The organism is Cyanobium usitatum str. Tous (assembly GCF_963920485.1).
GTDB classification, from domain to species: Bacteria; Cyanobacteriota; Cyanobacteriia; order PCC-6307; family Cyanobiaceae; genus Cyanobium_A; species Cyanobium_A usitatum_A.
Map to the genome: position 1 here is coordinate 1287734 of NZ_OY986431.1, position 20912 is coordinate 1308645.

A 20912-nucleotide genomic window follows, 5' to 3' on the forward strand; every position below is an offset into this window, starting at 1 on the left:
CCCCTGATGCCCCGACGCCCGCTCGCCACTGCCTATCGCCCGCTGGCTCCGACGGCTCCCCGCCGTCGGCCCGGCGCCGCTGCCGCGAGCGAGCTAGTGGCGACTGGCTTGCATCCGCTTAGCGATGCTCGGCTCAATGGGGTCCTGAGGGCCTACGAAGACCAGGTCAAAGGCGCATTTGATCGCATTGTGCCCTTGCTCAAGCGCCTTTCAGCCCTGCAGCACGAGGCTGATTTCATCGAGCAGGCCCAGTTGCTAGCAAGGGCAGAACTGGGCTTTGAGTTGCCACTGCCCATTCTCGAGAAGGCCTGGGTCAGCCAGCTCGACATGCGCACCTTGTTCGCCTGGTGTGTATTTGAAACCTACGAACAAACCAGCGACTCCTTCTTTCAGCACGACCCCCTGGGAGGCAAGCCTGGCAGTCCCGCTGCCGAAGCCTTCAATGAGTTTCTACTGGCCTGTGGATTTCATCTACTCGACGCAACCCCGTGCGCTGACGGGCGCCTGGCCCATGCCATGGCCTATGCCCTGAGAATTCCATTCAGTTCGGTGCGGCGGCGTTCCCATGCCGGTGCCCTGTTTGACGTCGAAAACACGGTCAACCGCTGGGTCAAAACTGAGCATCGTCGCTACCGGGAAGGTCAGCCCAATTCGGCGCACGATGACACCCGTTACCTCAAGGTGGTGCTTTATCACTTCAGCTCAAAAGATCCACTGCATGAGGGCTGTGCTGCCCACGGCAGTGATGACGCCTTGGCGGCCTCCTGTGGCCTTGCCCGGCTCAAGGATTTCCAGCAGGCCGTCGAAAACAGCTTCTGCTGTGGTGCCTCGGTAGATCTGTTGCTACTAGGCATCGACACAGACACCGACACGATTCGTGTGCATGTGCCGGGCATTGATGGCAGCACCAATCTGGAGAGCTGGCTGGATGCCAAAGCGGCCTATGAGGCCACCCGCCATCTCAATGCGGTTGAGGGCCGGGCCCGCATTCAATCGCTGGTGGAGCAGGCAGCGGCCAGCAGTCCCGACCCGGGCATGGTGAAGCTGATAGCCCGCCTGATCGAGAACAACATCTCCCAGATCGACTATGTGCGCCAGTACCACCGAGGCAGCTACGGAGATGCGGGCCATGCCGAGCGCTTTATCGGTGTGGGCATAGGCTTCAAGGAGATCCACCTGCGCAACCTCACCTACTTCGCCTACATGGACACGGTGGAGGAGGGAGCGCCCGATCTAGATGTAGGCATAAAGATTTTCAAGGGCTTGAACGTTTCTCAGGGCCTGCCTGTGCCAGTGGTATTGCGCTTTGACTACAACGGTCAGGTGCCCGGGGCGAGGCAGCGAGCGATCCGCAATTGCCAGCGGGTGCAAGCCGCCATGGAAAACCGCTACCCCGAGTTGTTTGAGCAGGGCCTATTGCATGCCCTGCTTACCGTGCGGGATCAAGACCGTCACACCCCAGCTGAAGCTGTAGGTTCCACCATCACATTCGCGAGCGGAGGAGGGCACTGACATGTTGATCTGCAAGGTGGTTAAACCACTGGTGTCTACCAATCGCATTCCAGGTTTTGAGTACAAGCACCTGCAGGTGGTGCTCGATGGCAGCACTCAGAAAGTGGCAGTTGATGCCGTGGGTTGCGTACCAGGCGACTGGGTGATCTGCGTCGGCAGCTCGGCCGCGCGCGAGGCCGCTGGAAGCAAGTCGTACCCGAGCGATCTAACGATCGTGGGAATCATTGACCACTGGGATCCTGATGCTGGCAAGGCTCAAGTTCCGCCAGGAGGGGCCAGCTAATGGAAATCATGCAGGTCACCGGCTCTCTGGTTTGCAGCCAGCGGGTTGCCGGATTAGATCACTCCAATCTGCGCATCTTGCGCACCGCCAAGGGCAAGCTGAGCGTTGCTGTCGACCCAGTCGGTGCATCCCCAGGCAACTGGGTATTCACCGCCAGTGGCTCTGCGGCCCGCTTCGCCTGCGGTGATCCCGAGGTGCAGACCGATCTGACGATCGGTGGAATCATTGATTTCTGGGAGCCCGACGGCTAGGTGGCCCGGGTAGCTCGCTGCCCGATCGACCTGTCATCACTCCAGCCCCCATACTCCTGAGCCATGGCCACCCCCACCCCTAAATCCACCACCAGCGGAGCTGCTGCTGCCAAATCCGCCCCCGCGGCTGCGGCAACCAGCTCCACACCGGTGGCTGCAGCGGCGGCGGCCAGCTCAACCCCGCCTGCAGCGGCCCCCAAGGCCCTGCCGGTGGCGGCTGCCCAGCCCCCTGCGGCGAAAGCCGTAGCCAAGCCAGCTGCCTCGACAGCGCGCCGTGCTTCCAGCACGACACGCCGCTCTAGCGCCAGCTCAACCGGCGCCCGTACCGGTGCCGGCAAGGGCGCCGGCACCACCCCCCCCACCACACCTTCCCGCAGCAACGCCATGGCTCCTTCCATTCAGGGCATCGCCCTCGGCATGATCGAAACCCGTGGCCTGGTGCCAGCGATTGAAGCCGCAGACGCCATGACCAAGGCCGCTGAAGTGACCCTGATCGCCCGTGAGTTCGTTGGCGGTGGCTACGTCACCGTGATGGTTCGCGGCGAAACAGGTGCGGTGAATGCAGCAGTGCGTGCCGGCGCTGATGCCTGTGAGCGCGTCGGTGACGGTCTGGTTGCTGCCCACATCATCGCCCGTCCCCACAGCGAAGTGGAGCCTGCCCTGATCGCAACTGCTACCACCCGTCGCCTCTGATGGCCATGGGCGCCGTTCATCCGCGCGTCCTGGGTTACCTTGGCCGCGCCCTGAGCTTGGAATTTTCCGCCGTTCAGCAGTACATGACCCAGGCCTCCCTAGTGGAGCTCTGGGGAGATGGTGATTCGGCTGCCCGGTTTCGACGCGAAACCGTGGAAGAAATGCAGCATGCAGAACGCCTCGTGCAGCGCATGCTTGCTCTCGGGGTAGCTCCTGCAGCATCCCAGTTGAGGCCCGTTGTCCATGCCGCCGACCTGGTCGGACTGCTCCGGCTCAATCTCGCCCTCGAAAACGACCTGATCCACCACTACGCCGAGGCGGTTCGCTTTTGCGTTTTGGTTGGTGATGGCGCTAACGAAGCCCTGTTCAGGAGTCTTTGGAACGACGAACAGCAGCACGGCGAAGATCTGGGGGCCTGGCTGCGCAGCCTTGGCTTCAGCCCCAATCCTTCGATGGAACGGGCCACCTTCTGAGCCGACCGACGCCCATTCCCCCTTGTTCGCCCCACCCCTGCCACTTTCGATCCAGCTGGCCTGGTTGATCCCCCTATACGGGTTCAGCGGCATGGTTCTGTCCCTGCCCTGGGCTGCTGGCTGGATCAAGCGTCACGGTCCTCGCCCTGCGGCCTATCTCAACCTGATCGTCACGCTGCTGGCGGTGGTGCATGGCACCTTGATCCTGCAGCAGGTATGGCTACTGGGTCCCCAGCACATCGAGCTTCCCTGGTTTCAGGCTGCCGATCTCGACCTGCGCATTGGCTTAGACCTATCCCTGACCAATCTGGCCGCCCTTGAGCTGGTAACCGGACTGAGCTTGGTGGGTCAGGTATTTGCCCTGGGTTACCTGGATAAGGAGTGGGCCCTGGCCAGGTTTTATGCCCTGGTGGGCTTCTTTGAAGGCGCCCTTGCTGGAGTTGTACTAAGCAGCAATCTATTCATGAGCTATTTCCTGCTGGAAATGCTCACTCTCTCCACCTATCTGCTGGTGGGGTTCTGGTACGCCCAACCGCTGGTCGTTACGGCGGCCAGAGACGCCTTTTTGACCAAGCGGGTTGGCGATGTATTGCTGCTGATGGGCGTAGTCGCCCTCTCAGCCTGGGCTGGATCGATGGAATTCGATGACCTTTACGTGTGGGCAGCCGAAGCCCATGCCAATGGTTCCCTAACCCCGCTTGCGGGCACCTTGCTCGGGCTGGGCCTGATCGCCGGCCCCATGGGAAAGTGCGCCCAGTTCCCGATGCACCTCTGGCTTGACGAGGCCATGGAGGGTCCAAACCCAGCCTCGATTTTGCGCAACTCCGTAGTTGTGACCGCTGGAGCCCTTGTGCTACTCAAAGTAATGCCGCTGCTGCGGTTTTCAACGCTGGCTGTTGATGTGTTGCTGGTGGTAGGCACAATCAGCGCCCTGGCTGGTGCCCTGGTGGCGATCGCCCAGGTGGATATCAAGCGGGCATTCTCCTACTCCACAACCTCCTATCTGGGCCTGGTTTTCATTGCAATCGCCCTGCAACAGCCGGCTGTTGCCCTGTTGCTGTTGTTTGCCCATGGCCTCGCCAAGGCCCTGTTGTTCATGAGTGTGGGCAGCGTTATTGCCACTACCAACTGCCAGGACCTCACCGAGCTGGGTGGCCTGGGCTCCCGCATGCCTGCCACCACCACCGCCTACCTGGTGGGGGGAGCCGGCCTGGTGGGCTTGCTGCCCCTTGGCTGCTTCTGGTGCTTCGGACTGCTGGTGGATGCGCTGGGCCGCACTGCACCATTTTTTGCCGCAGTTGTGCTGATCACCAATGCACTGACAGCCTTTAACCTCACCCGGGTTTACCGGCAGGTGTTTATGGGAGCGCCTCTGCCAAAAACCAAGCGGGCCCCTGAGGTCAACTGGCTGATGGCCCTACCGATGGTGAGCCTGACCGTGCTGGTAGCTCTCCTGCCAGCCTTGATGGCCAGGATAGATTCGGTACCGGGCTTGGCCTCCTTCCCCCTGCCTCTCGCCATTGCAGTGGTGGCAAGCGGCGTGGCTGGAGTAATCGGCGGCTGCCTGGTGCCCCTGCACAAGTTCTGGTCCCGATCCATGTTCAAGCCTCTGCGGTTGCTCCAGGATCTACTTGCCTACGACTTCTACACCGAGCGCATCTACAGGGTGACGATTGTGGCGGCGGTGGCAGGTCTGGCACGATTTAGTAACTGGATCGACCGGGCCTTGGTTAGTGGCTTTGTTAATGGCATCGGCAGGCTTTCCCTGGCGAGCGCCGAAGGGCTGAAGCTCTCGGTGAGCGGCCAGCTGCAGACCTATGTCCTAACGGTCCTATTGGCGATTGTGCTGCTGCTCACCTCGCTGCAGTGGTTGCACGGATGAGGAGCGCCTGATGCTGAGCCTGCTTCTACTGATCCCTTTGCTGGGTGCCCTTGCCCTGGCCCTATGGCCCGGCAACCCCTCGCCCGGACGCATGCGCACCGTGGCCCTGGTGGTGTTGGGCCTGCAATTGATCTGGAGCCTGCTGGTGCTGCTCCGCTTCGACACCGGCCTCAGTGGCATGCAGCTGCAGGAGTCATTTGTCTGGGTCGGCAGCATCGGCCTCGACTACCGGCTAGGGGTCGATGGCTTATCAATGCCGCTGGTGCTGATCAATTGTGCCCTCACCTTGGTTTCAGCGATCTGCACCCGGGACATCAACCAGCGGCCCCGCATCTACTTCGCCCTGTTGCTGGTTATCAGCGGCGCGGTCAACGGTGCTTTCTTAGCCGAAAACCTGCTGCTGTTTTTCCTGTTCTATGAGCTGGAGCTGATCCCACTCTGGTTTCTGATCAGCATCTGGGGCGGCGCCAACCGGGCCTATGCGGCCACGAAATTCCTGATTTTTACAGCGGTGTCGGGGATGCTGATCCTCGGAGCCTTCCTGGGCCTGGCCCTACTAACCGGCAGTGTGGATTTCAGCCTCACCCCGGTCACCAGTGAAAGGCTGGCGATGGGAGGACAGCTGGTGCTGCTCGGGGCACTGCTGGTGGGATTCGGCATCAAGGTGCCCCTATTCCCTTTTCACAACTGGCTACCCGATGCCCACACCCAGGCCTCTACACCAGTGTCAGTGCTGCTGGCAGGGGTGCTGCTGAAGCTGGGCACCTACGGCTTGCTGCGCTTCTGCATGGGTCTTTTCCCGGAAGCCTGGGCCCTACTGGCACCGGGATTGGCCATCTGGGCAGCAGTATCTGTGCTGTTTGGCTCCCTGGCAGCGATCGCCCAGCAGGACATGAAGCGGATGGTGGCCTACAGCTCCGTGGGTCACATGGGCTACATACTGCTTGCCGCTGCCGCTGCCACACCGGTCGCCCTGCTCGGCGCAGTGTTCCAAATGGTCAGCCACGGCCTGATATCAGCCCTGCTATTTCTGCTGGTGGGCATTGTGTATCGCAAGACAGGCACCCGGGATCTCTCGGTGCTGCATGGTCTGCTCAACCCGGAACGGGGTCTGCCATTCACAGGCACGCTGATGATTTTGGGGGTGATGGCCAGTGCCGGTATGCCTGGCATGGCCGGCTTCATCTCGGAGTTCATGGTGTTCCGCGGCAGCATCACCGCCTTCCCCCTGGCCACCTTGCTTTCAATGGTTGGTTCGGGCCTTACGGCGGTTTATTTGCTGCTGCTAGTTAACCGCGCCTTCTTCGGCCGCCTGGCGGTGACACCGGCTACCGATGCGGTGGCCGATGGTCGCCTCGATGTGCGCTTAGCCGCCGTGGCTCCCCGCGAAACCATCCCTGCCATGGGCCTGGCCTTTGCTGTAGTGGCCATCGGCCTGCTGCCCGCGGGCCTCGGCAAGTTGAGTGAGGCTGCCTCCACCTCCATGGCCCAACTGCCAGCGCTGGTGGCAGCCATGCAACTAGCAGCCCTGCATCCGTGGGGAGTGGGCTGATGCCAATCATCTCTGCCGAACTGGTCCACGCTGGGGGTAGGCCTGCTGCCCTAGAACTCGAACAGCAGCTACTCAGCGGCCAGACCCTGCTCAGTGAATCCGCAGACCACCTAATCGAGGTGGTGGATGTGCTCAAGAGCTATGGAGAGGTGCTGGATGCCTACAGCATCAACCTGATCTTCCAAGCCGAGCAGCAGTTTCTGCTGCCCTTTCCACTGTTCAAATACCTTGATGGTGACAAAAACCCAGCCAAGATCTGGCGCCATCTGATCCACGACCGGATCAACTTCGAATACGCCGAATACTGCATGAAGGCCATGCTCTGGCATGGCACCGGCGGACTTGATGCCTATCTCGATTCCGATGCGTTTGCGGCCAACTGCGCCGCGATCATTCGCCGTAAGACCAGAATTGATCCCCTTCTTGCCCTGCTCAACCCCCTGTTCAGGGGCTTCCTGCCCGAGCTGATTCGTACAGCTGCCACCACCCACGCTCTCGGTCAGTTTTGGCGGGTCATGAGCGATCTTTTTATCGATCTGGCCGAGGCTGAGGCAGATGGCAGGGTGGGGTCTATCGATGCTGTAGTCGAATTCATCAAGGACGGACTTGTTGCCGCCGCTGCCAACCCGATCACCTACGGAGTGGAGGTTGACGGCGAACACTTCTGGGTGCTGCCACCGGAGGCCGGTCTCACCTTCCTGGTAGATGTGGCCGTGCCCTACGTGGAGGCGGTCTTTCTGCGGGGCATGCCGTTCCTGGGCACGGTGAGCTTCAACGCCCAAGCCCAGCAGATCTCACCAGACCAAGCGCAGTTTGCCTACGGCGCCTTATTTGCCGACCCCCTCCCGAGCATGGGCGCCGGCATTCCACCCAGCTTACTGATGCAAGACATGTTCCGGCACCTACCGGAGCGTCTGCACCAGTGGTATCGCGAGCGCACTCGGGGGGAGGGGGATGTGCGGGTGAAAATCTGCATGAGCTTCCAAAAGTCGATGTTTTGTGTCACCAATGCAGCTATCCGTGGCACCTTCCCTCAGCCGCTCAACAGCAGCGAACCAGCAGCCCAGGCAGCAAACCGGGCCTATGCCGCAGCCTGGGCCTCCCGCTTGGCCACTGCCCGCACAGATTGCCTTGACTGAGCTGCCCAAAATGACCTGTTCTAGCCTCAATTAATGGACCAACCCTGGACCCCACGCCCCAAACCCGAGCAGGCCGAAAGGCTGGAGCGGCGCGTTGAATTTGGTGACTACGCCACCACCAGAGACTTTCTGGAGCGGCTCAATGCCCTCTGCGAGAGCGAGCAACGCTTCCCCGATATCAGCTTCGGGCGCACCTACGTGAACCTGACGCTGCGCGCTGAAACCGAAGACACCCCAATCGAAGCAGCGGACTGGGCCTTCACCGCAGCAATTGATGCTCTGGTCTGTTGACACTCCCAGCCCCCGGCAACGACACGGTGATCGATCTACAGGCGGCCTATGAAGGAGCCGGTATTCAGGCGATGCTCGATCAGCTCGACCTGGAGTTGATCGGTTTACGGCCGGTGAAGGCCCGCATCCGAGAGATTGCGGCCTTACTGGTGGTCGATAGGGCCAGGCAGCAGGTGGGGCTCGAGACCAAGCCGCCCAGCTTGCACATGTCATTTACGGGGCGACCGGGAACGGGTAAAACCACAGTTGCCGCTCGGATGAGCAAAATCCTGCACGGCCTCGGCTATGTGCGCAAAGGCCATGTGGTGACCGCTACCCGCGACGATCTGGTGGGGCAATACATCGGCCATACCGCGCCAAAAACCCGGGAAATGCTCAAGAAAGCAATGGGAGGCGTGCTGTTCATCGATGAGGCTTACTACCTCTATCGACCAGAGAATGAAAGGGATTACGGCGCCGAAGCCATCGAAATCCTGCTGCAGGTGATGGAGAGCAACCGCGACGACTTAGTAGTGATTTTTGCGGGCTACAAGGAGCGAATGGATATTTTTTATCAATCTAATCCAGGACTCTCATCCCGGGTGGCAAACCATATCGATTTCCCGGACTACAGCGCCGAGGAACTGCTTGCCATTGCCCAACTGGTGCTAGCCGCTGAAAACTACCGCTTCAGCGAGGAGGCCACCGCAGCCTTCGCCGACTACATCCACCGGCGCATGCAGCTGCCCTTCTTCGCTAACGCCCGCTCCATCCGTAACGCCATCGACAGAGCCCGGATGCGCCAGGCCAACCGCCTATTTAGCCGCCTCGGCAGCCCCCTAACCAAACTCGACCTGATGACGATCGAGGCTGAAGACATCACGGCCAGCCGCGTATTTGACGGTGAAGTAGAGGGATTGGACCCATCTCGGCCCCTCACCTAAAGTCAGGACTGATTTTGATCGCCCCATGTCCCTGACACACCTTGCCGCAGCCGGTTTCGCCCTAGGAGCGGCCCTTTGGGGCGGCAACGCCGTAGCCGCCCCCACCTGCACCTTTCTGCAACCGGTTGGGGGGAATGGCAGCTCACCGATCGTGTCCAAGTCGGTAGGACGGGGCAAGTTGATCGGCAAGACCAACTGGAACACCGATTTCTTCATCACCCAGCCCTATACCAGCTTCAAGTTTTTCTTCACTGCTAACTCCTCAGATGCCCAAGCCCAGTACCCAGTGGAGGGAAATATGAAATTCAGCGATGGCTCAAGTTTGCAGATGTTCAATACTCTGATGAATCCGCCGATGGGCACAGGTAAAATGTTTGGACCCTTTGCAAGCGTGCCTGGCAAGCAGGCAACCCAGATGAATTTCAAGGTAGGGGCAAGCAATGATCCCGCTGCCCTGGGATTCAGCTACAGGATTTCAGTGCAGGGCTGCCGCTGAATTCAATATAATTAGCTAAGGGTTTAACGACGCTTGCGGGAGTCAATCTGCAGCAGGTCTCTCACCTGCTGCACCTGGCGCGAAAGGGCGGGATCGCTATTGAGTTTGCGGTCTATTTGCTCAACGGCATACATAACCGTGGAGTGGTCCTTGCCGCCAAAAGCCTCACCGATGCGCGGCAGGCTCAAGTTGGTGCTCTGGCGCATCAAATACATGCCCACCTGGCGAGCCTGGCTGACGGCTCGTTTGCGGCTGGCGCTGCGCATCTCTTCGACGCCCACACCGAACACCTCGGCCACCTTCTCAATTACCTGGCCTGGCTTCACCTCCACATCGCCACCACCGGGATCGAGCATGGGGGCCACCGATTCCACCGTCATCGGCAGGCCGGTGATCGAAGCGAAAGCCACCGCCCGGGTTAGGGCCCCTTCCAGCTCGCGGATGTTGGAGGTGAAGCGGCCAGCGATGAACTGGATCAGGTCGCGGGGTAGAACCATCTGCTCCTGCTCGGCCTTCTTGTGCAGGATCGCCATGCGTGTTTCCAGGTCCGGAACCTGGATATCGGCGATCAGGCCCATCGAGAAGCGGGAGATCAGCCGCTCCTGCAGCCGGGGGATCTGGGAGGGGGGCCGATCGGAGGCAATCACGATCTGGCGGCCCGCCTCATGCAGGGCGTTGAAGGTATGGAAAAACTCCTCCTGGGTGTATTCCTTGCCCTCAATGAATTGAATGTCGTCCACCAGGATCAAGTCGGCGGCGCGGTAGCGGTCGCGGAAGGCCTGCATGCCGTCCTTGCGGATCGCCTGGATCAGGTCGTTGGTGAAGGTTTCGGTGCTCACATAAAACACCCGCGCATCGGGGTTGATCTCCAGCCGGTAGTGGCCGATCGCCTGCATCAAGTGGGTTTTGCCCAGCCCCACGCCACCGCAGAGGAACAGGGGATTGAACTCCCTTCCTGGTGCCTCAGCTACGGCGAGGGCCGCAGCGTGGGCCATGCGGCTGTTGGGGCCCACCACGAAGCGGTTGAACACGTAGCGGGGGTTGAGGCCTGGAGCCAATTTCCGGGGCGTTTCGCCCGTTGCCCGCGGCGCCACATCACGACTGGCAAGGGCCACCGGAGCCATGGCCGTCTCCCCTCCACTGGCGGCGGCGGCAATCACGTCATCACCGCTGGCTGCGGAAACCCGAACCTGAACCGGGCGGCCGGCGATCTCACTGGCAACCGCCTCGATCGTGCCCAGGTAGTTCTTGCGCAGCCAGCCACAGGCAAAACTGTTGGGGGCCTCCAGCTGCAGTTGGCCGGCCTCAAATCCCTGACAGCGAGCCGGTCGTATCCAGGTCTCAAAGGTGGGCTTGCTGAGGTTGGCCTGCAGGGCCTGCTGAACCTGGTGCCACAGCTCCTCTCCCTGCTGCACCGAACCCCGCCTTCTAGAAGGAGCCGAATCTACGCATGGTTGCGCGGCAGGGCCGTCTTTAATGAAGCGGATTAAGACATGGCCCAGTCCATCCCCATGCTCCGCCTCTCCCCCCGCAATCGAGCTGCGCTAATTGCCCCTGCGGCGCTGCTGCTGGTGGGCTGCAGCCAAGGGCTACCTGGGCTACCAGGCCGTCAGAGCACCCAGACACCGATCAGTGATGCGGCCCCCACGCCGCCGCTGCAGCAGGGCAACACCCTGATCGTTGATGCGGTGGCCAAGGTGGGGCCAGCCGTAGTGCGAATCGACACCGTCAAGCGGGTGGTGAACCCCCTGGGCGGCCTGTTTGGCCGCGGGCCCACGATTCAGCAGCAGCAGGGCCAGGGCTCGGGCTTCATTACCCGTTCTGACGGGGTGTTGCTCACCAATGCCCACGTGGTGGAAGGAGCCAGTGAAGTGACCGTGACCCTGCCCGATGGCCGCAGCTTCACCGGCAAGGTGCTCGGTAGCGATCCGCTCACCGATGTGGCGGTGGTGAAGGTGGTGGCCTCCAAGCTGCCGGTGGCTCCGCTGGGCGATTCCGCCAAAGTGCGACCCGGCGAATGGGCCATCGCCATTGGCAATCCGCTGGGCCTCGATAACACCGTCACAGCTGGAATCATCAGCGCTATCCAGCGCACCAATGCGGTGGGTGAGGGCCAGCGCGTGCCCTACATCCAGACCGACGCCGCCGTGAATCCCGGCAACAGTGGCGGCCCCCTAATCAATGACCGGGGTCAGGTGATCGGCATCAATACAGCGATCCGTCAGGCCCCAGGCGCCGGCCTGAGTTTTGCGATCCCAATCAACGTTGCTCGCCAGATCGCCGCCCAGATCCTCGAGAAGGGCTCCGCCAGCCACCCCTACATCGGCGTGCGCCTGCAGGCCCTCACGCCCCAGTTGGCTAAAGAGATCAACGCCAGCACCGATGAATGCCGGCTACCCGAGGTGAATGGGGTGGTGGTGGTGGAGGTGATGCCAGGCAGCCCAGCCGCCGAGGGTGGCCTCAAGCCATGCGACCTGATCGACCAGGTGGGCGGCAAGGCCGTAAAGAACCCCTCTGAGGTGCAGCTGGCAGTGGACCAGGGCCGGGTGGGTCAGCCCCTGGCCGTATCCCTGCGTCGCGGCGACGGGCGGCTGACCCTGCAGCTCAAGCCAGCGGAACTGCCTCGCCAGGGGTGAGCGCTACCTGCAACCGCCAGCTGATCGTGATGGCCCGCTGGCCGGCCCCGGGCCGTTGCAAGCGACGCCTGGCCTCCAGCCTCGGGGCGGCGGCGGCGGCACGGATCCAGGCCCGGCTCACCGACCACACCCTCGCGGTGGGCCGCCAGCTGGGCATTGAGCTGGTGCTGGCGGTCGATGGGCTCGCCCCCCGGGCCGCCCGGCGCCTGGGCGACCAGCTTGGGGTGGGTCGCATCGTGCTGCAGGGGGGAGGGGGGCTCGGGGTGCGCATGCAGCGCCAGTTCCAGCGGGCGGCCACCGAACGGGCCCGGCGGGTGGTGTTGATCGGCAGTGACCTGCCCCAGCTGGAGCGGGCCGATCTGGCCTCGGCCTTTGCGGCGTTGGATCACCAGCAAGCGGTGCTCGGCCCCGCCTGCGACGGGGGCTACTGGCTGATCGGTTTGCGCAGGCCCGAACCGACCCTGATGGAAGGGATCGCCTGGGGCAGCGAGCAGGTGCTGGAACAAACCCTCGCCGCCCTGGCGCGCCGGGGTTTGGAGCCGGCCCTGCTGCCCTGGCGCAGGGACCTGGATAGGGGGGAGGACCTAGGGGCATGGCGCTGAGCTCGGCTGGGATTTCGGTGGTTATCGCGGCCCGCAATGAGGCGGCGCGACTGCCGCTGCTGCTGGCCGATCTGGCGACGGCGCCCCAGCTGGTGAGTGAGGTGCTGGTGGTGGATGGGGCCAGTGGCGACGGCACACCTCGGCTGGCGGCCCTGGCGGGAGCACGGGTTCTGGCCTGCAGCCCGGGCCGGGGTAGGCAGCTGGCCCTAGGGATATCCCGCAGCAGTGGGGCCTGGCTGCTGCTGCTCCACGCCGATGCCCGCCTGGGGGCCGGCTGGCAGGCGGCCTTGGCCACCGCCCTGGGGCGCCCGCCGGCGGCCTGGTATTTCAACCTGGCGATCGACGCCCCCAGCCCGGCCCTGCGGCTGGTGGAGCTGGGGGTGGCGCTGCGCAGCCGCTGGCGCCAGCTTCCCTATGGCGACCAGGGGTTGCTGCTGCCCCGCAGCCTGCTGGCCCGCGCCGGGGGTGTGGCGCCCATCCCCCTGATGGAAGACCTGGAACTGGTGCAGCGCCTGCGCCAGCACACCCGTTTGCGTTCGCTGGGGGCAACGCTGCGGGTGGATGGGCGCCGCTGGCGGGCCCTGGGTATTTGGCAGGCCACCTTGGCCAATGCCCGCCTGCGGCGTGCCTGGCGGCGGGGCTACAGCGCCGACCAGCTGGCTGCGGCCTACTACGGCATCGAGCAGACTCGCCGCCATGGCTCCTGCTTCCTTGCCCCCTCGCCTGGCCCGGCGTCAGATCCCTCGCGTTCTGAGCCAGCTGGTGCTGCGCATGAAGCTGGATCTGCTGCTTGTCGCCCTCATGTGCGGCATCACCCTTGCCCTTGAACCGAAGGGGTTGATCAAGCAGATCGACATCATCGATGTGGGAGGGCTGGCGATCATGGGCACGGCCGTTTCCATCCTGCTGGCCTTCCGCAGTACCCAGGCGATCAGCCGGTGGTGGGAGGCCCGCACCCTCTGGGGAGCAGTAACCAATGTGAGCCGTCACTGGCGCGATTGTCTCCACACCCTGCTCTGCAGTGACAGTGTCTGGCGGGAAGAGGAAAACCGCCTGGTGGCCCTGCAGGTGTTGCAGGTTTGGCTGCTGAATTTCGAGCTGCGTGGCTATTGGCGCCAGGATGCCCGCGAAGCGGTTAACCGCCTCTGCGCAAGCCTTGGTTTGCCAGCGGAGACCACCCTGAATCATTCCTACCGGGCTCGGGCTGCTGCCATCGGCCGCCTGCGCCAGCGCCGGGCCATCAGCCCCTGGGGCCGGGATGTGCTGCTGCGCTGCGTCGAGTCCTTCACCGATGCGGTTGGAGGTTTGGAGAAGGTTCGAAATACACCACTGCCTCCGGTTTATGATGTCTTCATCAGGCTGATTAGTTGGCTCTTTGGTTATGCCATCTTCCTGGATTTCAGCTCCAATCAATCGGCGATTACGGGAATTCTGCTGTTCCTGGCCTTCTTGATAGCTGAACGCGTCGGTGCCTATGTGGAGGGACCATTTGATCGTGACGGCAGCAGTTTCAGCTTGCCGTTGGACCTGATCTGCGCTCGTATCAGCTCCGATCTGCTGGGCCCTGACCATCCCTTGGCCCGCCTGCCGCTCTCTCAGGATCCCAGTCTCTGGACCTAGGGCGAATACCAGAAAGCGCAACGGCGCTGCAGCGGCTCAAGCTCCCAGCCCTGGGCCACATAAAAGGCCACCACCTCTGGGTCGGCAAACAGGCTGACCCGATCCACCTCCATCGAGCGCAGCTGATCGAGGACGTAAACCATCAACTGCTTTCCCAGCCCAGCGCCCTGATAGAGGGGATGTACTGCCACATCCCAGACGGTGGCCTCAACGACGCCATCGCCGGTGCAGCGGGCGAAGCCCACCAGCTTGGGCATCCGGGCATCGTGGCGCCACAGACCCACCCGCAGCAGGCTGTGCTGCAGGGCTTTGCGCACGCGGCGCAGGGGACGGCGGCTCCAGCCCACGGCATCGCAAAGTCGCTCAAGCTCGAATAAGTCGATTTCCCGCTCGCGGCTGAGCACCAGGCTGAGCTGGGAATTGGGAGTGGGGCAGAGCCGGTGCTGGTCCCCGTAGAGGCTGGTGAGGAGCTCGGCCGAAGCCACAGGGGCAGGTGCTACGCAATGGAACGATCCTGCCCGATGGTCGTTCGAGCTGCGATCGCTGCGCCAGCCTGGGGGGCCCGGATTGCCAAGCGCTGGTGCACCAAGCCCCCTCCCCCCTGCTGGTGGCACTGCATGGCTGGCTGCTGGCTGGCAGGCTGTGGACGCCCCTGGCCACCGCTCTGGCACCACGCTGGCAGCTGTGGGCGCCGGATCTACCCGGCTTCGGCCAGCGGCCTAGGCCCCGGGGGCTGCAGCCAAACCTGGCCAGCTACGGCCGCTGGCTTGCCGCAGCGGCCCAGGAGCAGGCGGAAGGTAGACCAATAGTGCTACTGGGCCATTCGCTCGGGGGCAGCGTCGCCCTGCATGCGGCGCCCCTACTGGGCGAGCAACTGGTGGGGTTGATCCAGATTGCTGCCGGTGGTGGCGTGTATCAGCCGCGAGCCTTTGCCCAGGTGCGCCGCGGCGGCGCCCTGTTTTTGCGCTGGCGGCCTGGCTGGCTGGCGGAGCTGCCGGGTAGCGATCCGGTGCGCAGCCCCCTGCTCGCCGAGCGCCGGGCTGCCCAGGGCCTGCTGGCCTGCAGCACTGGCCGAGGCGCGGTGCGCCAGCTGCCCCAGCTCACCGCCCGCCTGCAGGCGCCAAGCCTGTGGATTGCCGGCGAACGCGACCAGGTGATGGCATCTCGCTACGTGCGCCATTTGGCTGGGTACGCCCCCCAGCACGAGTTCATTGAGCTGGCTGGAGCTGGCCACCTGCCGATGGGCCAGATGCCGGAGCAACTAGCAGCGCCGATTCAGCAGTGGCTGAGCCAGTTGCCAGGGTCTGAAGATTGATTCAGAGCGCCGCCAGGCCCAGCTCCTGCAGGTCGGCCAACTGGGCATAGACGCCGCCGGCCAAGCGCAACTCGCTGTGGCTGCCCTGCTCAATCAAGTGCCCCTTGCGCAACACCAAGATGCGATCTGCGGCCTCCACCGTGGCAAGGCGGTGGGCAATCACGATGGCGGTGCGCTGCTGCAGCAGGCGCGAAAGATCCCGCTGCAGGGTGGCCTCGGTGGAGGGATCCATGAAGGCCGTGGCCTCATCCATCACCAGGACTGAGGGATCTCGGATCGCCACCCGGGCTACCGATAGAAGCTGGCGTTCACCGGAAGAGAGGTTGCCGCCGCGCTCCCGCAACTCGGTGGCCAGCCCATCAGGCAGGCGCTGCAGCAGGGGCTCTAGGCCCAGCTCAGCGCAGATCTGATGCAGGGCTTCGCTGCTGATCGGGGCGTCGAGGCGCAGGTTGTCAGCCACATTGCCGCTGAACAGAAAGGTGTCCTGCAGAACCACCCCAAGCCGCTGGCGCAGGGTGGTGATCGGCAATTGGCGGATGTCAATGCCATCGAGCAGGATCCGGCCGCGCTGGGGCTCATAGAGCCGGCATAACAGCCGGATCACGGTGGTTTTGCCTGAGCCGGTAGGGCCCACCAGGGCCACGTGTTCACCGGGAGCAATGCGGAAGGAAAGATCGGTGAGGATCGGGTCGTCTTCTCGGTAGGCAAACGACACGTTGTCGAAGATCACTTCACCAGCACTGGCACGCTTGCTGCCGCTCTGAATGGCTGCAGCTGAACGTTCAGTAGCGGGTAGATCAGCGATCTCGATCGGTTGCTCAAGCAGCTCGCCGATGCGTTCAACAGCGGTGAGGCCGCCCTGGATCTGGGTGAAGCGCTCCGCCAGCTGGCGCAGGGGATCAAACAACCGCTGGGAATAAAGGATGAAGGTGGTGAGGGTGCCTAGACCCATGGAGCTACCAAGCACCAGCCAACCGCCCAGGGCAAGCACCACGGCCACGGCGCTCAGGGCCACCCATTCGATTAAGGCCGAGATAGCGCTGTCAAAGAAAATTGTGCCTTTGACGGCCTCGCGATAGGCGGCATTGACCTGGGCGAAACGGGCGCTGTTCGCGGACTCTCGCCGAAACATCTGCACCACCTCCAAACCCTGGAGGTTTTCCTGCAGATCGGCATTGAGCTGGCTTAGCTCCTCACGCACCCGGTAGTTTGCTTTACGGAAACGACTCTGCAACCAAATAATGCCAAGCACCACCGGCACCTGACTGACCAACAGCAGCAGGCCGAGCCGCCATTCAATTGAGAGCATGGTGATCGCGATCACCAGCAGGGTGACCAAATCGGCCAGCACACCTACGGCGCCGCTGCCAAATACCTCAGCTAGGGCATCGACATCACTGGTGAGCCGGGTAAGCAGCTTGCCAACGGGGGTGCGGTCGTGGAAGCGCAACGACAGCGCCATGGCGTGGGCAAACAGCTCATCGCGGATGCGGGCGGTGAGCCGCTGGCCAACGAGCTGAACGTTGAAGGTTTGGATGCCCTGCAAACCCAAACGCACCAATACCGCGCCAACCAGCAACAGCACCAGCAGGCGCATTGCCTCCGACACCGCCATGCCATCAAGCCAGCCCAGGGTGGGCTCGCGCCGCAGCACGGCGATCGCCTGGCCCACCAGCAGCGGCTGCACTGCAGCGGCAAATGCCACCGGGATCAGCAGCAGCAGGGTGAGACCGAGGCGGCGGCGATCACGGCCGAGGTAGGGAAGTAGGCGGGCTAGGCGTTGCCGGTCGAGGCTTGCCATCAGCGCCCTCTGGGGGTGGCAACCAGAGCGATGCGGTCGACGATTCCCTGTAGGGGACCGTCGTCTAGTCGCAGGGCTAAGGGGTGGCCCACCAGCCTGGCGGTGGAGTGGAAAAGGTCTTCAATGGCGATCAGGCCGTTTTCCTCCAAGGTGCGTCCGGTGGCTACCAGATCGACGATCGCCTCACTCATGCCGGTAATCGGTCCCAACTCCACCGATCCAGCCAGATGGATCAACTCCACCGGTAGGTCCAGGGCATCAAAGAAGGCCTGGGCGCAGCCGGTGAATTTGCTAGCAACGCGGCAGTGGGCGGGCAGGTCGGCGGCGCGGCGATAGCCACTACTTGCCTTGACCGCCACGCTCATGCGGCAACCACCGAAACCCAGATCGAGCAGCTGGGCCACCGGCAGCTGGTGTTCGCGGATCACGTCGTAGCCCACCACGCCGAGCTGGGCCTGGCCGTAGGCCACATAAACGGGCACATCGGCATTGCGCACCAGCAGGGCCCGGGCATGACCGCAGGCGCTGGGCACCATCAACTGGCGGTTGCCGGGCTCAAGTAGGCCAGCGAAATCAAGGCCAGCGGCCGCAAAGCGCGCCACCGAATCCTTCAGCAGGGCTCCTTTAGCGAGGGCGACGGTGATCATGCCGGGGCTGCAGCGGTGATCATGGAAAGGCGCCACAAACTGGACTTTAACGATGCAGCAACTCAGCGTCGGGCTGATTCCGGTACTGCGCGACAACTACATATTTCTGCTGCAACGCCAGGGACAGGCGGTGGTGGTCGATCCTGCGGTGGCAGAGCCAGTGATCGCTGCCCTCGAGCAGCAGGGGCTGGAGCTGGTGGCGATCCTGCACACCCACCACCACAGCGACCACATCGGCGGCACCCCCGGCCTGCTGGCCCGCTGGCCCAAGGCGGCGGTGCTGGCCAGCCGCGACGACCTGCAGCGAATTCCGCTGCAAACCAAGGGGGTGGGCGATGGCGACAGCTTTGAGTTGCTGGGTGAGCGGGTGCAGGTGATCGCCGTGCCGGGTCATACCCGCGCCCACATCGCCTACTACCTGCCCGCTTGCGGGCACCTGTTCTGCGGCGACACCCTGTTTGCTGGCGGTTGCGGGCGCTTGTTTGAGGGCAGCGCAGCCGAAATGCATGCATCGCTGCAGCGGCTGACCCAGCTACCTGCAGCCACCAAGGTGTGGTGCGCCCACGAATACACGCAAGCCAATTTGGGCTGGGCTGCCGCGGTGGTGGCAGCCAGCGATCCCTGCGCAGGCGCTATCGAGGCGCGGCTGGCGGCGGTTGGGGCGACGCGGGCCCGGGGGGAAGCCACCATTCCCAGCAGCGTGGAGCTGGAGCGGGCCACCAATTTGTTTGTGCGAGCCAGCGGCCCGGAGCAGTTCGCCGAGCTGCGACTTAGCAAGGACCACTGGCCCAGCTAGGGAGGGGGGAGAACCTGCAGGGCCTGCTGGGATGGGAACAGCACACCAAGGGCTCCGGGGCGCAGGGCTAGCCGGCAGCGTTGGCCCCGGCTGTATTCGGCCTCCAAAGGCAAGCGCAGCCGCAGTTTCAGATCACCGAGCTGGACTCGATAGAGCCATTCCCGGCCCAGGAATTCACGCCCCTGCACCCAGGCCTCGCCATCCGTATCTGGATGGAGGCCAATCGCTTCCGGACTGACCAGCACCTCCTCGCGATCGCCTGCAACTCCCCCTTGGGGCTGCAGGGAGGAGCCGGTTGTGGCGTGCAGGCTGCCTAGGGCTGTGATCACCTGATCACCACGCCGCTGGGCCGGCAGCAGGTTGCCTTGGAGCACAAAACGCCCCACAAAGGAGGTAGCGGGGTGCTGTACAAGGTGCCTGGGGCTGGCGCATTGGTGCAGCACCCCATCGCGCAACACCGCCACCCGATCACAGATGGCAAGTGCTTCTTCCGGATCGTGGGTAACGATCAGGCCGCTAGCACCACAGCGCGAAAGCACGGCGGGTAGCTCGCTGCGCAGCCGCAGGCGCACCTCCACATCGAGGTTCGAGAAGGGTTCATCGAGGAGCACGACGGAGGGGCCCGGCGCGAGGGCCCGAGCCAATGCGAGCCGCTGGCGCTGGCCGCCCGAAAGCTCGTGGGGATAGCGGCCCTCCAAGCCATTGAGCCCGAGAAGCTCCAGCAACCAACTAGCCCGGCTGCTGTCCTGACCGCGCCGCAGGCCAAAACAGGCATTGCGCCAAGCGTCGAGGTGGGGGAATAGGGCGTAGTCCTGGAAAACCATGCCAACGCCGCGACGCTCCGGTGGTAGCCAGCGGCCGGGACCGGCCACGGCCCGGCCATCGATCAGTACCGAGCCTCGCTCTGGGCGCTCAAAGCCGGCGATCAAGCGCAGCAGGGTGGTTTTGCCGCAACCGGAGGGCCCAAGCAAGCCCACCAATTCGCCCTGATGGAGGGCTAGATCAATGCCCTGCAGCGTCCATTCGCCTGCGGTGGCATTGGCGTAGCGGTGCCATAGGCCTTGCAGTTGCACGTGTTCGCGCAACGGCAACTCGGCAGGCATCAGCTCAGTAAGGGGGCTGGCGATCGGCGCAGGACCGGCTAGGGCCATAGGCTCAGCCACCATCCTGACCTGGCATGAGTCACCCGATGCAGCCCGAAGCCGTAATCACCGCCAGCGCCCCTGCGCCAGTAGGCCCTTACAACCAGGCAGTGAAGGCGGGGGGAGTGCTGTATTGCTCTGGTCAGATCGCCCTTGATCCTGCCACTGGCTTGATGGTGGGGGCTGGCGATGTGGAGGCCGAGACCCGCCAGGTGCTCAGCAACTTGCAGGCCGTTTTGGAAGCTGGAGGCAGCAGCCCAGGGCAGGTGCTACGCACTACGGTCTTCCTGGCAGACCTAGGAGATTTCGCTCGGGTTAATGCGATTTATGCGGAGCTCTTTAGCGATGGGGTATCGCCGGCGCGGGCCTGCGTCGAAGTAGCGGCTCTTCCCAAGGGGGCTCGGGTGGAAATCGACTGCATTGCCCTAGCTGCTTAGCAACTGATTGCAAAGGAATTAGCTGGGTGGATTCAAGGGGCAATCCATCAGCCCGGCTGCTTGCTCGTCTACGGCGCTGAGTCGCTCCAGGATTGAACGCAGGTCGAGGACGGATAGCTCCCCATCCTGGCCCCACTTCATCACCGAGCGATCGATATCAGTGGAGTCGCCGTTGCCGGAGCTCATCTCCATGACCGGGTCCCCGAATGTTGATTTCAACACTAGCCAGGCGCGGGGAGCAGGAATTCAAACAAGTCGCCCTGCACCAGCGCTGAGCTCGGGCAAGGCCCAGAGGCTTGAGGTCTACCCCTGACCGGAGCTCCGCAAACGGGCAGCAAAAGCGATGGCCAGTCTTCGGCGCGGAAGACGGCGTACGGGGAGGAGACCGGGGTGGAGGTTGAAGTGGAAACCATGACCCTGA

At 63.3% G+C, this 20912-nt stretch carries 24 protein-coding genes; 18 read left to right on the plus strand and 6 right to left on the minus strand.

Annotated elements, in window-relative coordinates:
• Window positions 1-6: 6 nt before the first annotated feature.
• The 11 genes from U9970_RS06995 to U9970_RS07045 all read left to right on the plus strand — a co-directional run bounded on the left by U9970_RS06995 (window position 7) and on the right by U9970_RS07045 (window position 9495).
• Complete coding sequence (locus U9970_RS06995) at window positions 7-1512, plus strand: carboxysome shell carbonic anhydrase (protein WP_322765918.1); 1506 nt, start codon at window positions 7-9, stop codon at window positions 1510-1512.
• Window position 1513: 1 nt separating this feature from the next.
• Window positions 1514-1795 carry a carboxysome peptide A gene (locus U9970_RS07000; protein WP_254962088.1) on the plus strand — a complete coding sequence of 94 codons (282 nt, stop codon included), beginning with the start codon at window positions 1514-1516 and terminating at the stop codon, window positions 1793-1795.
• A complete protein-coding gene (locus tag U9970_RS07005) occupies window positions 1795-2046 on the plus strand; it encodes a carboxysome peptide B (protein ID WP_322765919.1) in 252 nt (83 codons plus the stop codon). Before U9970_RS07000 ends, U9970_RS07005 begins: the two co-directional genes overlap by 1 nt.
• Window positions 2047-2109: 63 nt before the next feature.
• Window positions 2110-2739: a BMC domain-containing protein gene (locus tag U9970_RS07010; RefSeq protein ID WP_322765920.1), complete on the plus strand. Its 630-nt coding sequence runs from the start codon at window positions 2110-2112 to the stop codon at window positions 2737-2739.
• A 5-nt stretch (window positions 2740-2744) separates the two neighbouring features.
• Window positions 2745-3212 carry a ferritin-like domain-containing protein gene (locus U9970_RS07015; protein WP_322765921.1) on the plus strand — a complete coding sequence of 156 codons (468 nt, stop codon included), beginning with the start codon at window positions 2745-2747 and terminating at the stop codon, window positions 3210-3212.
• A 22-nt stretch (window positions 3213-3234) separates the two neighbouring features.
• Window positions 3235-5094, plus strand: coding sequence for an NAD(P)H-quinone oxidoreductase subunit F (locus U9970_RS07020; RefSeq protein WP_322765922.1), 1860 nt, complete (start codon window positions 3235-3237; stop codon window positions 5092-5094).
• A gap of 7 nt (window positions 5095-5101) precedes the next feature.
• A complete protein-coding gene (locus tag U9970_RS07025; protein ID WP_322766061.1) occupies window positions 5102-6646 on the plus strand; it encodes an NADH-quinone oxidoreductase subunit M in 1545 nt (514 codons plus the stop codon).
• Window positions 6646-7785, plus strand: a complete 1140-nt coding sequence (locus U9970_RS07030) for a CO2 hydration protein (protein WP_322765923.1) — start codon at window positions 6646-6648, stop codon at window positions 7783-7785. Before U9970_RS07025 ends, U9970_RS07030 begins: the two co-directional genes overlap by 1 nt.
• Window positions 7786-7818: 33 nt before the next feature.
• Complete coding sequence (locus U9970_RS07035; RefSeq protein WP_322765924.1) at window positions 7819-8076, plus strand: 4a-hydroxytetrahydrobiopterin dehydratase; 258 nt, start codon at window positions 7819-7821, stop codon at window positions 8074-8076.
• Window positions 8073-8999, plus strand: coding sequence for a CbbX protein (gene cbbX / locus U9970_RS07040; RefSeq protein ID WP_254937085.1), 927 nt, complete (start codon window positions 8073-8075; stop codon window positions 8997-8999). Before U9970_RS07035 ends, cbbX begins: the two co-directional genes overlap by 4 nt.
• Before the next feature lie 25 nt (window positions 9000-9024).
• Window positions 9025-9495, plus strand: coding sequence for a hypothetical protein (locus U9970_RS07045; RefSeq protein ID WP_322765925.1), 471 nt, complete (start codon window positions 9025-9027; stop codon window positions 9493-9495).
• Window positions 9496-9518: 23 nt separating this feature from the next.
• Here U9970_RS07045 and dnaA read toward each other — a convergent pair whose 3' ends face one another.
• Window positions 9519-10910: a chromosomal replication initiator protein DnaA gene (gene dnaA / locus U9970_RS07050; protein ID WP_322765926.1), complete on the minus strand. Its 1392-nt coding sequence runs from the start codon at window positions 10908-10910 to the stop codon at window positions 9519-9521.
• A 96-nt stretch (window positions 10911-11006) separates the two neighbouring features.
• On the opposite strand from dnaA, the gene U9970_RS07055 reads away from it, so the two are divergent.
• Genes U9970_RS07055 through U9970_RS07070 form a run of 4 tightly spaced genes read left to right on the plus strand, consistent with a single transcriptional unit; the run spans window position 11007 to window position 14353 of the window.
• Window positions 11007-12131 (plus strand): trypsin-like peptidase domain-containing protein, encoded by a 1125-nt coding sequence (locus tag U9970_RS07055; protein WP_322765927.1) that lies wholly within the window; start codon window positions 11007-11009, stop codon window positions 12129-12131.
• On the plus strand, window positions 12128-12733 hold the full coding sequence (locus U9970_RS07060) for a TIGR04282 family arsenosugar biosynthesis glycosyltransferase (protein ID WP_322765928.1): 606 nt from the start codon (window positions 12128-12130) through the stop codon (window positions 12731-12733). The genes U9970_RS07055 and U9970_RS07060 overlap by 4 nt, the downstream gene beginning before the upstream one ends.
• Complete coding sequence (locus tag U9970_RS07065) at window positions 12724-13560, plus strand: TIGR04283 family arsenosugar biosynthesis glycosyltransferase (RefSeq protein ID WP_322765929.1); 837 nt, start codon at window positions 12724-12726, stop codon at window positions 13558-13560. The genes U9970_RS07060 and U9970_RS07065 overlap by 10 nt, the downstream gene beginning before the upstream one ends.
• Window positions 13445-14353: a bestrophin family protein gene (locus U9970_RS07070; protein WP_322765930.1), complete on the plus strand. Its 909-nt coding sequence runs from the start codon at window positions 13445-13447 to the stop codon at window positions 14351-14353. The genes U9970_RS07065 and U9970_RS07070 overlap by 116 nt, the downstream gene beginning before the upstream one ends.
• On the opposite strand, the gene U9970_RS07075 is transcribed toward U9970_RS07070, so the two are convergent.
• Window positions 14350-14838 (minus strand): GNAT family N-acetyltransferase, encoded by a 489-nt coding sequence (locus U9970_RS07075; RefSeq protein ID WP_254937091.1) that lies wholly within the window; start codon window positions 14836-14838, stop codon window positions 14350-14352. The genes U9970_RS07070 and U9970_RS07075 overlap by 4 nt on opposite strands.
• A gap of 8 nt (window positions 14839-14846) precedes the next feature.
• Between U9970_RS07075 and U9970_RS07080 the strand changes: the two genes are divergently transcribed.
• Complete coding sequence (locus U9970_RS07080; RefSeq protein ID WP_322765931.1) at window positions 14847-15668, plus strand: alpha/beta fold hydrolase; 822 nt, start codon at window positions 14847-14849, stop codon at window positions 15666-15668.
• A gap of 1 nt (window position 15669) precedes the next feature.
• Here U9970_RS07080 and U9970_RS07085 read toward each other — a convergent pair whose 3' ends face one another.
• Window positions 15670-17469 carry an ABC transporter ATP-binding protein gene (locus U9970_RS07085; protein WP_322765932.1) on the minus strand — a complete coding sequence of 600 codons (1800 nt, stop codon included), beginning with the start codon at window positions 17467-17469 and terminating at the stop codon, window positions 15670-15672.
• Complete coding sequence (gene hisG, locus U9970_RS07090; protein ID WP_322766062.1) at window positions 17469-18116, minus strand: ATP phosphoribosyltransferase; 648 nt, start codon at window positions 18114-18116, stop codon at window positions 17469-17471. Before hisG ends, U9970_RS07085 begins: the two co-directional genes overlap by 1 nt.
• 52 nt (window positions 18117-18168) lie before the next feature.
• Between hisG and gloB the strand changes: the two genes are divergently transcribed.
• The gene (gene gloB / locus U9970_RS07095) at window positions 18169-18912 is read left to right on the plus strand and encodes a hydroxyacylglutathione hydrolase (RefSeq protein ID WP_322765933.1); all 744 of its coding nucleotides are present in this window, start codon (window positions 18169-18171) and stop codon (window positions 18910-18912) included.
• Here gloB and U9970_RS07100 read toward each other — a convergent pair.
• Window positions 18909-20015 carry an ABC transporter ATP-binding protein gene (locus tag U9970_RS07100; RefSeq protein WP_322766063.1) on the minus strand — a complete coding sequence of 369 codons (1107 nt, stop codon included), beginning with the start codon at window positions 20013-20015 and terminating at the stop codon, window positions 18909-18911. The two genes, gloB and U9970_RS07100, sit on opposite strands and share 4 nt — an antisense overlap.
• 74 nt (window positions 20016-20089) lie before the next feature.
• Between U9970_RS07100 and U9970_RS07105 the strand changes: the two genes are divergently transcribed.
• The gene (locus U9970_RS07105) at window positions 20090-20491 is read left to right on the plus strand and encodes a RidA family protein (RefSeq protein WP_322765934.1); all 402 of its coding nucleotides are present in this window, start codon (window positions 20090-20092) and stop codon (window positions 20489-20491) included.
• Window positions 20492-20509: 18 nt separating this feature from the next.
• Here the strand turns inward: U9970_RS07105 and U9970_RS07110 are convergent, their stop codons facing one another.
• On the minus strand, window positions 20510-20677 hold the full coding sequence (locus U9970_RS07110) for a hypothetical protein (RefSeq protein ID WP_322765935.1): 168 nt from the start codon (window positions 20675-20677) through the stop codon (window positions 20510-20512).
• Window positions 20678-20912: the final 235 nt, after the last annotated feature.